At 74.0% G+C, this 13,476-nt stretch carries 10 protein-coding genes; 5 read left to right on the top strand and 5 right to left on the bottom strand.

Translation table 11 applies throughout. The annotated features are described in order from the left end of the window. The first annotated feature begins 17 nt into the window (after positions 1-17). Both JQX11_RS20140 and JQX11_RS20135 read left to right on the top strand, forming a co-directional pair. Positions 18-617 (top strand): rhodanese-like domain-containing protein, encoded by a 600-nt coding sequence (locus JQX11_RS20140; RefSeq protein WP_204926515.1) that lies wholly within the window; start codon positions 18-20, stop codon positions 615-617. Further along, a complete protein-coding gene (locus JQX11_RS20135) occupies positions 614-1,498 on the top strand; it encodes a sulfite exporter TauE/SafE family protein (protein ID WP_204926514.1) in 885 nt (294 codons plus the stop codon). The genes JQX11_RS20140 and JQX11_RS20135 overlap by 4 nt, the downstream gene beginning before the upstream one ends. 25 nt (positions 1,499-1,523) lie before the next feature. Here the strand turns inward: JQX11_RS20135 and JQX11_RS20130 are convergent, their stop codons facing one another. The 3 genes from JQX11_RS20130 to JQX11_RS20120 form a co-directional block, all read right to left on the bottom strand. Then, the gene (locus JQX11_RS20130) at positions 1,524-6,335 is read right to left on the bottom strand and encodes a caspase family protein (RefSeq protein WP_204926513.1); all 4,812 of its coding nucleotides are present in this window, start codon (positions 6,333-6,335) and stop codon (positions 1,524-1,526) included. Further along, positions 6,332-6,691 carry an effector-associated constant component EACC1 gene (locus JQX11_RS20125; protein ID WP_204926512.1) on the bottom strand — a complete coding sequence of 120 codons (360 nt, stop codon included), beginning with the start codon at positions 6,689-6,691 and terminating at the stop codon, positions 6,332-6,334. Before JQX11_RS20125 ends, JQX11_RS20130 begins: the two co-directional genes overlap by 4 nt. A gap of 180 nt (positions 6,692-6,871) precedes the next feature. Further along, the gene (locus JQX11_RS20120; RefSeq protein ID WP_204926511.1) at positions 6,872-8,113 is read right to left on the bottom strand and encodes a PucR family transcriptional regulator; all 1,242 of its coding nucleotides are present in this window, start codon (positions 8,111-8,113) and stop codon (positions 6,872-6,874) included. Positions 8,114-8,196: 83 nt separating this feature from the next. Between JQX11_RS20120 and JQX11_RS20115 the strand changes: the two genes are divergently transcribed. Both JQX11_RS20115 and JQX11_RS20110 read left to right on the top strand, forming a co-directional pair. After that, positions 8,197-9,288 (top strand): ferredoxin reductase, encoded by a 1,092-nt coding sequence (locus JQX11_RS20115; RefSeq protein ID WP_204926510.1) that lies wholly within the window; start codon positions 8,197-8,199, stop codon positions 9,286-9,288. Between the two features lie 13 nt (positions 9,289-9,301). After that, positions 9,302-10,447 carry a fatty acid desaturase family protein gene (locus JQX11_RS20110; RefSeq protein ID WP_204926509.1) on the top strand — a complete coding sequence of 382 codons (1,146 nt, stop codon included), beginning with the start codon at positions 9,302-9,304 and terminating at the stop codon, positions 10,445-10,447. 71 nt (positions 10,448-10,518) lie between these two features. On the opposite strand, the gene JQX11_RS20105 is transcribed toward JQX11_RS20110, so the two are convergent. Both JQX11_RS20105 and JQX11_RS20100 read right to left on the bottom strand, forming a co-directional pair. Then, on the bottom strand, positions 10,519-11,535 hold the full coding sequence (locus JQX11_RS20105) for an Acg family FMN-binding oxidoreductase (RefSeq protein WP_204926508.1): 1,017 nt from the start codon (positions 11,533-11,535) through the stop codon (positions 10,519-10,521). Positions 11,536-11,629: 94 nt separating this feature from the next. Continuing rightward, entirely contained in the window at positions 11,630-12,643 is a 1,014-nt protein-coding gene (locus tag JQX11_RS20100; protein WP_204926507.1) for a hypothetical protein, read from the bottom strand. A 317-nt stretch (positions 12,644-12,960) separates the two neighbouring features. Between JQX11_RS20100 and JQX11_RS20095 the strand changes: the two genes are divergently transcribed. Continuing rightward, on the top strand, positions 12,961-13,281 hold the full coding sequence (locus JQX11_RS20095; RefSeq protein WP_204926506.1) for a DMT family transporter: 321 nt from the start codon (positions 12,961-12,963) through the stop codon (positions 13,279-13,281). Positions 13,282-13,476: the final 195 nt, after the last annotated feature.

The raw sequence follows: 13,476 nt of genomic DNA, 5'->3' as shown, positions 1-13,476 counted from the left end.
CCCCGAAACGAGGAGAGATGGACCGTACCGACCCCACCCGCGAGGCCACCGTCGACGCCGGCACCCTGCGTGCCCTGGTCGACTCCGGCCGGGCGCCCCGCCTGCTGGACGTCCGCACCCCGGCCGAGTTCGAGACCGCGCACATCCCCGGCGCCTACAACGTCCCGCTCGACCTGCTCCGCGAACACCGCGACGAACTGCGGCGACACCTCGACGAGGAGGTGGTGCTGATCTGCCGCTCCGGCGCGCGGGCCGGCCAGGCCGGTCGGTCGCTCGCCGCTGCCGGCCTGCCCCACCTGCGGGTCCTCGACGGCGGCATGCTCGCCTGGGAAAAGACGTCGGCACCCGTACGGCGGGGCACCCCCCGCTGGGCCCTGGAACGGCAGGTACGCCTCGTCGCCGGGTCGATCGTGCTGGTCAGCATCCTCGGCTCGGTGCTGGTGCCGGGGCTGAAGTGGGTCGCCGCGCTGATCGGCGGTGGGCTCACCGTCGCCGCCCTCACCGACACCTGTGCCATGGGCATGCTGCTGGGCCGGCTGCCCTACAACCGGGGCACCGGATGCGACCTGGACGGTGTCGTCGCCCAGCTACGCGGTGACACCGGACGGCAGGGGTGAGCGCCACCCTGCCGCTGACCGTCGGGCTGGCCGTGCTGATCGGCGTCAGCCTCGGCCTGCTCGGCGGCGGCGGTTCGATCCTGGCCGTGCCGCTGCTGGTCTACGTCGCCGACCTACCGACCCGGGAGGCCATCGCCGCCTCGCTGCTCGTCGTCGGCGTCACCAGCCTCGTCGGGGTGCTGCCGCACGCCCGGGAACACCGGGTCCGCTGGCGTACCGGGCTGGTGTTCGGGCTCGCCGGCATGGCCGGGGCGTACGTCGGCGGGCGGCTGGCCGGCCACCTCCCGCCGACGCTCCTGCTCACCGGATTCGCGGTGATGATGCTGGCCACCGCCGCCGCCATGATCCGTGGCCGACGGGTCACCGGGGGGACCGGGCCGCACGAGCTGCCCCTGGCCCGGGTGCTCGCCGACGGGGCGGTGGTCGGGCTGGTAACCGGCCTCGTCGGGGCCGGCGGCGGGTTCCTGGTGGTGCCCGCGCTGGCGCTGCTGGGCGGCCTGCCGATGCCGGTCGCCATCGGCACCTCGCTGGTGGTGATCGCGATGAAGTCGTTCGCGGGTCTCGCCGGTTATCTCTGGACCGTCGACATCCACTGGCCGCTGGCGCTCGCCGTCACCGCCGCCGCCGTGCTCGGCAGCCTGCTCGGCGGGCGGCTCACCAGCCGGGTACCGGCCGAGGCTCTGCGCCTGTCGTTCGGCTGGTTCGTGCTGGTCATGGGCGCTTTCGTGCTGGTCCAGCAACTCCCCGGCGGGGTTCGGGCCGACCCGGCACTGTGGACCGGCCTGGCCGGCCTCGCGGCCGGCGCGGCGCTCGCCGCGCTGACCTGCGCCCGACGTTCCCCGGCCGGCGTCGGTCGGACAGCGACCCGCCCCGCCGACTGACCGCCCGGCCGGGCCTCCGGCGCGGTCACCGGGGGCGGCGGCGCAGGTTGGCCATCTTCTCCATGCCCTGCCGGGCCTGGATGGTACGCAGCAGTTTGCCGGTCTCCTTGTGGAAGTGGCTGCACTGCTTGCCGAACTCGCCCACCGACTGGTCCTTGCTCGACTGGAGGCGCTGTTCGGCGTACTCCAGCCAGCTGCGACCCTCCCGCGGGCACGGCTCGGCGATCGGATCGGCCGAGGAGGTCAGCTCGGCGGCCAGCAGGATCGCCCGGGCCATCAGGAACATGGTGACCGGGGTGACCCGGCCGGCCAGGTGGACCTGCTGGAACACCCGGCACCCGTCGAAGAAGTGGAACGCCTTCACCGCCTTCTCGGGGTCCCGACGCAGCTCCGCCATCCGCAGGTAGACCGCGCCGAGGCCGCGCAGGAGCTGCACCTCGGTGAAGTTCTCCCGGAGGAGGTCGGCGATCGTCGAGTGGGACTCGTCGGTGACCTCCCGGTCGGCCGGCGGACGCACCCGGGGGGTGGGGTGGAAGACCCGGTTGAGCTGGTCGGCGAACTCGCTGCCCTCGGCGATCCGCCACACCCCCCGGTCGGCCAGGCTGGTGACCACGGCATCGCCGCTGCGCCGCCGGTTGAGCATCCGCGCGACACCCTCGGTGTAGCCACCGTCGCTCATGATCTCGGTGGCGACGTTCTCGACGTCGCTCCAGGCGATCTCCCGGTTCAGCTCCAGGTCCACCCGGGTCCGCAGGATCACCAACTGCTCCAGCAGCGGACCCTCCCGCTCCTCGGCGGCGAGCAGCTCGCCCGCCTCCAGCAGCAGCGGGCGCGGATCGGGATCGTTGCGCGGCCAGCCGAAGTGGGCGTACCCGACGATGGCCTCGACCATGGCCAGCCCGTACCGCAACCGTCCCCGACCGTCCGACGCGGTCACGATCAGCCGCCGGTACGTCTCGATCGCCTGCCGGTACTCCCAGATGTAGCGGTGGAACTCCGCCCGGACCTCCAGCACCCCCGGATGGTCCGGCCAACGCCGCTCGGCGGCCCGGATCAGCTCCCAGACCGTGCTGTTGTCGACGTCGTTACGCCGGTGCACCCCCTGCTCGTCAGGCTGCTGCTCGCCCACCCCCAGCCAGCGCCGGTACTGCCGCTCCAGCCCCACCTCCATCTGGAGCAGCTCGATCGAGTGGCTGAACCGGCGCAGGTGCCCGTCGAGCTTGTCCCGGCGGAGCCGGTAGACCCGGCGGATCTCCACCAGATCCTCCGGCCGCAGCCGCTTTCTGCGCTCCAGGCGCTCCACGCCCTCGGGGGTGGCCGCGGCCAGCAGGTTACCCTCGCTGCTCCACCGGGCCCGGTGGCACCACAGGTCGAGCACCGCGTGGTGCCAGGTGGTGTGCTCCTGCTCGGCCAGCCAGTTCTGCACCTCCCTGATCCGGCGCAGCAGTTTCTGGTCCCGGGGCCGGGTCCGGGGGGCGTCACCGCCGCGCGGGGACGCGTCGATCTCGGCCCGCCAGCTGCCCAGCTCCCGCTGGATGCGCAGTTCCCGCAGCAGCGACCGGGCGCTCGGTCGGTCCTCGTGGGCCCGCTTCGCACACTCCAGCGCGACCTCGGCCTCGGTCGTCGCCTCGGCGAACCTGTTGTTGCGGCGCAGGCAGTGCGCGACGAACAGGTGCACCTCCGCCTCGATTCCGGGGAACAGCGGGAACTCGCCGTCGGTCAGCACCAGGGCCGTCGTCCGTCGGGCGGCCTCCAGCTGGCTGACCACGTCCGGGTCGCTGCGGTGCACGGCGTGCAGCAACCGCCACACGTACATCCGGGTGTCGCCGGGCCAGCGGGCCGGCGAACCCCAAGCCGCCGTCAGCTCCTCGACCACCCGCCGGCCCGTCGCCTCCTGGTCGGCGAAGGTCGGCTGCTCGGCGACGAGCAGCGTCGCCACCCCGCACAGCCGCATGCTCCACAGGCCCCGGTCGCTGTCCGACCCGGACAGGGCCAACCCCTCGCTGACCGCCGCCGTCGCCTCGGTCAGCGTCGCCACCCGTTCCGCCAGGGTGCGCTCCCCCCGGGCGCGACCGGACAGCAGCCGGTGGCGCATCTGCAACACCGCGAACCGGTCGCGCAGGGTGACCGGCTCGGGCATCAGCTCGAACAGCTCGAACGCGGTGCCGAGCGCGTCCCGCGCGGCGGGGACCCGACCCGAGGTGAGCTGGAGGTCGACGGTGTTCAGCAGCCAGGAGATCGCCACGGTGATCAGATCCGGGCGGTTGCCGCCGGCCACCCGGGCGCAGTCGGCCAGCACCGGCGCGGCCCGCTCCCGGGCCGGCAGCAGGCTCGTCCCCGCCCGCAGCCGGCGGCCACCGATGAACAGCGCGGTGTCGATCGACTTCAGCAGCCGGTGCGACAACGCGTCCCGGTCGGCCTGCCCGATCGCCTCCGCCACCGCGTCGGCGGCGGCCACGAACGCCTCGCGTACCTGCTGGCTCTGCCCGGTGGCCCGCATCGCCTGGTTGAGCCGGGCGGCACCGGCGACCACCGGGTAGCCGGTGGCCCGGACCGGCCGGTCGGCGGGGACGTCCGCCTCGACCGGCGGCGCGACGGCGTCGGTCGGGACGGTGACCGGCCCGTCGGTGGCCACGACGGCCGTGGCCTCCAGCCGCACCGGGCTGAACGCCGCGTCACCGGAGTGCGCGGCGGCGAGCTTGGTCAGCGTCTCCCGCAGCCGGGGGTATCCGGCCACCACCGCCTCGTCGAGGCAGCCGATCGCCCGGTCGACGCCCAGCATGACGTGCCGGTCGGAGTTGGCCGGGTGCCGTTGCCGCTGCCGCAGCATCGCCATGATCAGGGCGAACATCGCCTCGGCCACCGGCTCGTCGAGCTGGTCGGGGGTGAGTTCGGCACCGTCGACGAGCGCCCGGCCGTAGACGTTGTCGCCGCCGCTGCCGCGCAGGGTGGCGGTCAGCGCGTTGCTCAACGCGTGCCGCGTCGACCGGCCCAGGTCGTGCCAGAGGGTGCCGTCGCGCTCCTGCTGGGTGAGGATGCGTGCCTCGACCAGATGGTGGGTGGCCTGCGGGGTGAGCCCGCAGCCCATCGATTCGAGCAGTTCGGTGGAGAGCCACAGGCCGTCGGTGATGGCCCAGGCGGTCAGCACGGCCAGCGCGCCGGGTCGGCCCCGCTTGCCGTCGGTGCCGGTCCACAGCGCGAAGCAGTCCACGTCCCGAAGCCCGGCACCGACCGTGGCGGCCGAGCGGCGCAGCAGGGCGTCGACGAGGTGTTCGACGCCGGGCTGCTCGATCCGCTTGTTGAGCACGTCGTTGGCGAGTTCGTCGACCCCGTTGTGCAGCACTCCGGGCAGCCGGACCAGCTTGTCGTCCAGCTCCGTCCAGAGCCGGCCCTCGGCGAGCCCGGTGATGGTCAGGCCGCCGCCGTACAGCGGGTCGGAGAGCACCTGGTCGACCAGCGCGGTGGCCTCGTCCTCGTCGAGTTCGCGCAGTTGGATCACCGGCAGGTACCGGAACTGGCCGTCGCCGCTGAGCTGGATCTCCGCCCGGGTGGCGACGATGACCAGCGCCCGGTCGAACGCCGACAGCTTCAGCAGCCGGTCGAGCTGTGCCCGGACCGCCTCCGGTCGGGTGCCCAGCCGGGAACCCTCGACGAACAGGATCAGCCGGCGGCGGTGCAGCTGCCGTTGCAGCTCCTCGGCCAGGGTCGTCCGGACCGCCTCGGCGTAGTCCATGCCGTAGTCGGTGACGTCGTCGATGGTGACGTCGAGTTCCCGGGCGAGCACCCCGAGTACCGGCTCGGGCGCGCTGCTGTTGGGGATGTCCAGCCGCAGCAGCGCCACCTCGTCGAGCCGCCCGGCCTCCTCGGCGAAGCGGGCCAGCACCTCGTCGACGAAGTACCGCTTGCCGGCGTGCCGGGGCCCGACGACCGGCAGTACCGCCCCCTGCGGCACGCCCAGGCTGGCCGCGCCCCGGGCCAGCTCCGGGACCCGGCCGGCGAACGGCACCTGCCGGGCCGGCCAGGCGCTGTCGAAGCCGGACCGCTCGCCCTGGTCGGTGGGGGAGCCGGCCGGCCGGCGGGGGAACGGCACCGGGCGCTTCTCCGGCGGACGCCACGCCGGGTTACGCACCCAGCCCCGGTCGAACTCGACCGGGCTGCGGGCCGGCGCGGGATAACCCGCATCGACCAGGAGTTCCCCGGCCTCCCGCAGCACCTCCGCCGGGCTCAGCCACTCGGGCGCGTCCGTGCGGCCGTGCTTGAGGGCCCCCAGCAGAGCCCAGGTGAACGGGGTGTGCAGATCGTCCGGGCCGGCGTCGAGCGCCGGTCCGCTACGGACGGCCGCCAGCAGTTGCCAGCCACGGTCCTCGTCGAGGTGCAGCGCCTCCGAGGGCAGGACCAGGCTGGCGTTTCCCGCGTGGCAGCAGTCGAGAATCAGCAGGCACCGCTGGGCGTCCGTGCCCCTGGCCGCAGCCACGAACCTCTCCACCGGGAACTCTTTGCCGGAGGTGTCGGTAGCCTCGTGGGGAAGGAGCCGTAGCGACCGGCCCACCAGGACGGCGTGACCGGAGAAGTAGACCACCAGTACGCCGTCGCGGCCGACCAGTCGGGCCGCGTCCTCGACGTATCCGGCCAGGTCGTCGGCCGTGGGGTCGTGCACCACGGCGATCCGCCGCTTCGGCAGCCCCCAGACGGCGGGGTCGGCGAACGCCTCGGCCAGGGCCGCGAGGTTGTCCTCGGCGGCGGGAACGGTCAACCCCAGATGGGCGTAGGAGCTGACCCCCAGCAGGACGGCGCGGGACTGGGCCGGGTCGAACCGTGGTTGGTGCGCAGCGGTCACCGCAGACCCTGTTGGAGCACCGCGATGACGTCCTCGGCCGAGCCGCTGGCCTCGATCTTCACCTCCCGGGTGCCGTCCGGGCTGTCGGTGAGGGTGACCGTCACGGTGGTGTCGCCACCCCGGCGGGCACCGCGTCGGGCCTGGAACCAGTCGTACGCCACCTGGATCACCACGGGCAGCAGCACGTCCTGGCCGACGAACTCCAGCACCTCGGCGGCCCCGAGGGTGCCCGGCTCGGGTGCGCGGTGGATCAGCCGGACCCGGGCGTCACGCAGCTCCGGGTCGGCCACCAGTTCATCGCGAAGGTCGTGCACCGGCGACTCGTCGGAGTCCGAGACCGAGAAGATCAGACGCATGCCGCCATCATGGCCCACGCCGTCACGCGGTGTCAGCCGCCGGACGCTCTCCTGTCGTCCTGTCGACACAGTCCCGCCGACCGTCCACCTCGGACCACCGGCGCGGCCGAGTCCGGTGGGAATTGCGCGGCCGGTGGACCGTCCGATGTGGGGGAGGAGGCAGCGGTGCGGAGCGCCGGCTCAGGAGTCGGCGGGCCCGGCGTCCTCGGCGGGCGGGAACGCCAGCGCCACGGTCAGGTCGAGCACGGTGCCGGGCTCGTTCAGCCGGTCGCCGTACAGCTCCCGCAGCCGGCCCATCCGGTACCGGACCGTCTGCGGGTGCACGAACAGGTCGGCGGCGACGTCGTCGCGGCGGCCCTGGTGCAGCAGCCAGGAACGCATCGTCTCGGCCAGTCGCGCGGCGGTCGCCGCCGGAAGCGTGGCCAGCGGCGCGAGCACCTGGGCGCGCAGATCGGCCAGCGCCTCCGGGTCGGTGTGCAGCACCAGCCGGGCCAGGTGCTGCTCGGTGTCCCACGCGGCGGCGTCCGCCGGTGACGCCACGCCGAGGGCGAGCGCCTTCAGCACCCGCTCGTACGACCGGGCCACCGCGACCCAGGGCCGGGCCGGCCCGAGCACCGCGCGCTGCCCGTGCAGCGCCGTGGCGAGCTGCCGCCGCCGCCCACCGTGCATGTCCGGTACGAGCAGCAGCGCCCCCTCCTCGGCCCACTGCGCCCCGGGCGGTTCCTCGCCGCTCTCCAGGGTGTGCGCCGGAAGCACGGCGAGCACCCCGCGCAGGCTGCTGCGGGGCAGCACCACCACGGTCAGGGTCTGCGGCGGCGGCCACTCGGCCCGTTCGGCGCTGCGCCGCAGCACCTCCTCCGGTTCCCCGGCGAGCAGTTGGTGGGTGAGCCGGTCCAGGTCGCGCCGCCGGGCCCGACCGACGTTGGCCAGCTCGTCGGAGTGGCCGGCGACGCTGGCGGCGGAGAGTTCGTCGATGTAGGCGAACATCAGCTCGGCGAACTCGGCGACCGTCTCGGCGGACAGCCCGCTGCGCACCGTGGTGGTGGAGACCTCCCGCCAGGCCACCCGGGCCCCCACCCGGTACGCGGCTAGCAGCGCGTCCATGCTCCGCCCCACCCGCGCCTCCCCGGCGCCCAGCGCGTACGCGGCCTCCAACGCCCGGGTCAGCGGGGTGCTCGGGTCAGTCTCCGCGCCGGCCCGTTCGATGAGCTGGAGGAAGGTGCCCAACGCGATCCGTACCGCGTTCTCGATCTTCTCGCGCATCTGGCCGGTGAGCGTGCCGGAGTAGGCGGGGACCTCGGCGGTGATGGTGGTGACGGTGTGCGCGGCGACCATCGGCAGCCGGCCGCGTAACCGCGCGGCCACCGGTGCGTCGAGTTCCAGTCGACCACCCAGGTGGCCGGTCGCCCCCGATTCCGACATGTTGTTCCCTTCGAACAAGTTATCGCGTCCGATTCACCTTCCCTGGTCAAGATGTTATGCGAAAGTGCGAGGATCCTGGGTTCATGACCACCACCGTCCCGCACCCTGCGGCGAAGAGCACCGTCCGGGACCGGCTCCTGCGGTTGGCCGAGACGGTCACCACCCCGCTGCTGCCGGAGGACTACCTCGACCTGGTCGCGCCGCTGCGCGCCGGGGCCGCCCTGCGCGGGCGGATCGTCGCCGTCGAGCCCGAGACCCGGGACGCGGCGACCCTCACCATCCGGCCCGGCCGCGACTGGCGCGGCCACACCCCCGGCCAGTACGTCCGCCTCGGCGTCGACGTCGACGGGGTACGCCAGTGGCGGGCCTACTCGCTGACCTCCGCCCCCGACCGCCCCGACCGCCTGATCAGCGTCACCGTCAAGGCCATCCCCGACGGCAGGGTCAGCAACCACCTGGTCCGGCGGACCCGGGTCGGCACCGTCGTCCAGCTCGACCAGGCGCTCGGTGACTTCGTCCTGCCCGACCCCGCCCCCACCCGGGTGCTGTTCCTCACCGCCGGCAGCGGCATCACCCCGGTGATGGGCATGCTCCGTGCCGGCGTGCACACCCGCGCCGACGTGGTCGTGGTGCACTCCGCACCGACCCCCGACGACGTCGTGTTCGGCGCGCACCTGCGTGCGCTGGCCGCGCAGGGCGGCATCCGGCTGGTCGAGCGGCACACCGACCGCGACGGCCTGCTCGGCGTCGACGAACTGGCCACCCTGGTCCCCGACCACCTCGAGCGGGAGACCTGGGCGTGCGGCCCGGTCGGCCTGCTCGACGCCGCCCAGCAGCACTGGACGGCGGCCGGCGTCGCCGACCGGCTGCACACCGAACGGTTCCGGCCGACGGTGATCGCACCCGGCGAGGGCGGCACCGTCACCTTCACCCGGACCGGCCTGACCCTCGCCGCCGACGGCGGCACCCCGATCCTCGACGCCGGTGAGGCCGCCGGCGCGCTGATGCCCTCCGGCTGCCGGATGGGCATCTGCTACGGCTGCGTCCTGCCGCTGCGTCAGGGCGCGGTGCGGGACCTGCGCACCGGGGAACTCACCACCGCCGTCCCCGGGGACGGCGTGCTCATCCAGACCTGCGTGTCGGCGGCGGCCGGCTCCTGCGACATCGATCTCTGACCGGAGGCCGGACGTGACCGTCATCCAGCACAAGCCCGTCAACCCGATCGCCCACCTGAGCGCCGAGGACATCGAGACGCTCGGCAAGGAACTCGACGCCATCCGGGACCGGGTGCTCGCCGAGCGCGGCGCGAGCGACGCGGCCTACATCCGCAAGGTGATCAAGACGCAGCGGACCCTGGAGATGGGCAGCCGCGCGGTGCTGCTCTTCTCGCTCTTCCCGCCGGCCTGGGTGGTCGGCACCGCCGGCCTGACGGTGGCCAAGATCCTGGAGAACATGGAGATCGGCCACAACATCCTGCACGGCCAGTACGACTTCATGCGCGACCCGAAGATCCACTCCACCACCTGGGAGTGGGACCACGTCTCCCCGGCCGACCAGTGGAAGCACTCGCACAACCAGCTGCACCACACGTACACCAACGTGCTGGGCAAGGACAACGACCTCGGGTACGGCATCATGCGCGTCGACGAGGACCAGAAGTGGTACCCGCTGCACCTCGGCCAGCCGCTGTGGAACTTCCTCAACGCCTGCTTCTTCGAGTACGGCATCGCCGCGTACGACCTGGAGCTGGGCCGTAACCTGCGCAAGGGCCGGCACAAGACGCCCGAGTTCCGGGCCCGGCTGCGCGCGGTCGGCCGCAAGATCCGCCGTCAGGTGCTCAAGGACTACGTCATCCACCCGCTGCTGTCCGGCCCGTCCTTCCTCACCACCCTGGCCGCCACCTTCACCGCGAACCTGCTCCGCAACCTGTGGAGCCACTCGGTGATCATGTGCGGCCACTTCCCCAACGGGGTCGAGACGTTCTCCAAGACGTCGATCGAGGGGGAGACCCGGGGCGAGTGGTACCTGCGGCAGATGCTCGGCTCGGCCAACATCAGCGGCAGCCGGCTGCTGCACATCATGACCGGCAACCTGTCCTTCCAGATCGAGCACCACCTCTTCCCCGATCTGCCCAGCAAGCGCTACCAGGAGATCGCCCCGCAGGTGCGGGCGCTGTTCGACAGGTACGGGCTGGCCTACACCACGGGCCCGCTGCCCAAGCAGGTCGCCTCCGCCTGGTGGAAGGTCATCCGGCTCTCGCTGCCCAACCGGGAGACCGCCCCGCCGGCCACCGACGAACCCCCGGCCAGGGTGCTCGCCACCTCCGGCGTCTGAGCCCACCCGGTCCCGGCACCCACCCGGTCGGCGACGCCGGCCCGGCACGACGCCGGGCCGGCGTCGGACGGTCAGCCGTCCCCGTCCCCGTCCCCGTCGACCTCGATCACCTCGGCCGCCGGGCGGCGCGGCGCCGCCGGCAGCTCCGCCGCCGGTGGCCCCCACCCCACCCGGACCACCAGGTACGGCTCGCCCACGTCGGCGAGCAGTTCCCGCATCATCCGGCGCGGCCAGGCCAGCTCGATGGTGTCGCTGATCGGGGCGGTGGACAGCCCCGCCGCGGTCGCGGTGAGCAGCAGCGCCGACAGTGCCTCGCCGCCGCGCAGCCACCCCGCCGGGTCGTCCCGGTCACCGAACAGGATCACGTACGCCGCGCCCCGGTCGAAGTCGGCGCCGGCGGCCAACCCGGCGGCGTCGCCCGGCGCGTAGTCGCGCAGCGGCACCCGGCGCGGCGCCGGCCGCACCGCCGTGCTCGTCGGCACCCCGTCACCGCTGCCGACCGACCGGTGGGTCCACCGGTGCAGCTCCCCCCGGTAGCCGGGATCGGCCAGCTCGGCGTCGGCCGCCCGGCCCGTCGACACGGCCAGCATCGGCATCTGGTCGGTCCGGACCACGTGCAGGTGCGCGCCCTCGGCCTCGACCGCCGCCCGCAACCCGGTCAGCACCTCGTCGGGCACCGGCCGGTCACCGAAGGCCCGCCGGTCGGTGCGCCGCCGGGGGATCGCCTCGGTCAACCGGGCGGCGGCCACGTCCAGCCCACCCGGCCCGGTGGCCCGCAACCGGGCCAGCAGTCCCGGGTCGGCCGGGTCGGGCAGCCGGTCGACCTCGACCCGCCACCCCGCGGCGGCCAGCGCCACCCGGGCGTGGTGCAACACCGCCCCACTGCTCAGGGTGAGCAGCCGCCCGTCCGGGTCGGTGCTGGCCAGTTGCCGCGTCGGGTCGGCGTGCAACGCCAACCGTCCCCGGGCGACCCGCCAGCGCCACGGTTGGGTGTTGAACACCGACGGCGCGTACCGGGACAGCTCGGCGGCGGCGGTCAGTTCGCGTACGGTCGGCACCGGGCCCGGCCGGGTGGACGGCGAGGTCATCGCAGACACCTCCTGGTCGCTCTGCCCCCACCCTGCGCCGCCTCGCGGGTCGCGGACAGGGCCACAGGACCCGACCGGGCGGGCCGGTGGCCCGTCAGCAGCCGGTCCAGCGCACCGGGGTGAGCCGGTCGGTGGTGGTCCAGCCGACCGTCGTGCCGGTGTCGGCGATCGCCTGCGCCTGCACCCCGGGGAACCCGTCGACCGCCCCCGGCAGCGGCGTCACCCCGTCGGGGTGCCACACCGCCCGCAGGCCGAGCACCACCCCACCGGCGGTGACGTCCTGCACCGGCTGCACCGCCGGGTCGACGACGGTGGCCCGCCCGGTGGCCAGCTCCCACCGCACCGGGTGCTGCTGTCCGTCGGGGTCGTCGGCTGTGACGCCGGCCGCCCAGCCGTCCCGGGCCGCGAGCACCCAGGCGTTCGACCTGCCGGGCACGGTGAGCCGGTCGAGCTGCCCGTCGGGGTGGAGCACCCAGCCGGCGTAGGACGACGATCCCGCCGACGCCCGGGCGGAGCCGACAACGGTGCCGTCGTCCAGCACCGCGAGGGCGGCCCCGTCGGGCGGGGTGCCGATCGTCGCGACCGTGCCCGGCCGGTCCGCCGGCCAGCGCAACGGGATCGTGCTTTCGGTCTCCTCCACCGCGCCGTACCCCACGATGTCCCCGCGCCCGTTGATCCCGGTGACCCAGGCGCCCGAGACGCTCCCCGGCACGGGCAGGTCGGTCAGCCGGCCGCCCTGGTAGCGCCACGGCCGCTGCACCGCGGTGACGTAGGCGTTGCCGATCACCACCCCGGCGCTGTTGACGCCCACCACCTCCTCGGCCAGCGCGGTGTCCACGGCGGTGACCCGGGAGCCCTGCCAGAGCAGCAGCGCAGGCTCCCACACCCCGTCGGTGATCCGGGTGCCGATGCCGGCGACGTACCGCCCGGTCGGATCGACGGCCGTGGCCCGGCCGTGGGCCACCCCGGTGGGCAGGGGCAGCGGACGCAGCGCGCACGGGCGCAGACCGTCGCCGCGCGGTGGTCCGGCGGCGGCGGTGCCGGGCAGGCCCGGCACGGCGGTCAGCAGGGCGACGACGGCCCCGGCGAGCAAACGGTGACGGATCATGGTGGCTCCGATCGGACGTGGTGGTGGGGGGACCGCGCCCCCGCCCGCCGGTGGGGCGGGCGCGGGCGGGTCGTGCGGTGCGGCCGACCCCGGTGGACCGGGCGTCGGTGACGCCTGTATGACGGGCGAGCCGGGTGCCGGGTTACGCGTTGTCCGAAACGCGACCGCCCGCACGCCGGGCGGCCCGCGCCACGGCTTCCCGCACGCCGGGCGGCATCCCGCCGTGGTCGAGCGGCGCGCCGGGCGCTCCGTGGGTGGGACGGCGGCGGGAAGGTCCGCCCGTGCGGGATCATCGGGGGACCGGTGGAGGGAGAGCGGTGGCCTACCTGTTCCTGCTGATCGCGATCGGTGCCGAGGTGGGCGGCACCAGCCTGCTCAAGGCGACGCAGGGGTTCACCCGGCTCTGGCCCACGGTCGGGCTGGCCGTGGCCTACCTGCTGGCCTTCGGGATGCTCGCGCTGGCGGTCCGGGACATCCCGGTCGGGGTGGCGTACGCCATGTGGTCCGGGCTCGGCACCGCCGCGATCGTCGCCGTCGGCGCGGTCTTCCTCGGCGAGCCGCTGAGCCTGACGAAGGTGGTCGGGGTGGGCCTGATCATCGGGGGAGTGGTCGTGCTTAACCTCGGCGGGACGCACTGAGCCGGCCGCCCCGGCAGGGGCGGCCGGCTACCTCGTGTTTTGACCATCGTGGGGATTTGTGGTGGTCGAGGTCTAGGTTCTGTCTCGCGGATCTTGGTTGTCGGGGACGGCGCGTAGCCAGTCGAGGGTTTCGACCAGATCGAGGGTGGCCTGGAAGTTGGCGGCCAACTTGTCGTAGCGGGTGGCGAGTCCTCG

Origin of the sequence: Micromonospora humida (assembly GCF_016901255.1) — a bacterium.
Taxonomy (GTDB): domain Bacteria; phylum Actinomycetota; class Actinomycetes; order Mycobacteriales; family Micromonosporaceae; genus Micromonospora; species Micromonospora wenchangensis.
This window is presented reverse-complemented; position numbering and strand designations above follow the sequence as displayed.

Excerpts from the sequence above, each read along its gene's own strand:
- JQX11_RS20140 (WP_204926515.1), top strand. The coding sequence starts at position 18 with ATGGACCGTACCGACCCCACCCGCGAGGCCACCGTCGACGCCGGCACC.
- JQX11_RS20125 (WP_204926512.1), bottom strand. The coding sequence starts at position 6,691 with ATGCGTCTGATCTTCTCGGTCTCGGACTCCGACGAGTCGCCGGTGCAC.
- JQX11_RS20120 (WP_204926511.1), bottom strand. The coding sequence starts at position 8,113 with ATGTCGGAATCGGGGGCGACCGGCCACCTGGGTGGTCGACTGGAACTC.
- JQX11_RS20115 (WP_204926510.1), top strand. The coding sequence starts at position 8,197 with ATGACCACCACCGTCCCGCACCCTGCGGCGAAGAGCACCGTCCGGGAC.
- JQX11_RS20105 (WP_204926508.1), bottom strand. The coding sequence starts at position 11,535 with ATGACCTCGCCGTCCACCCGGCCGGGCCCGGTGCCGACCGTACGCGAA.
- JQX11_RS20100 (WP_204926507.1), bottom strand. The coding sequence starts at position 12,643 with ATGATCCGTCACCGTTTGCTCGCCGGGGCCGTCGTCGCCCTGCTGACC.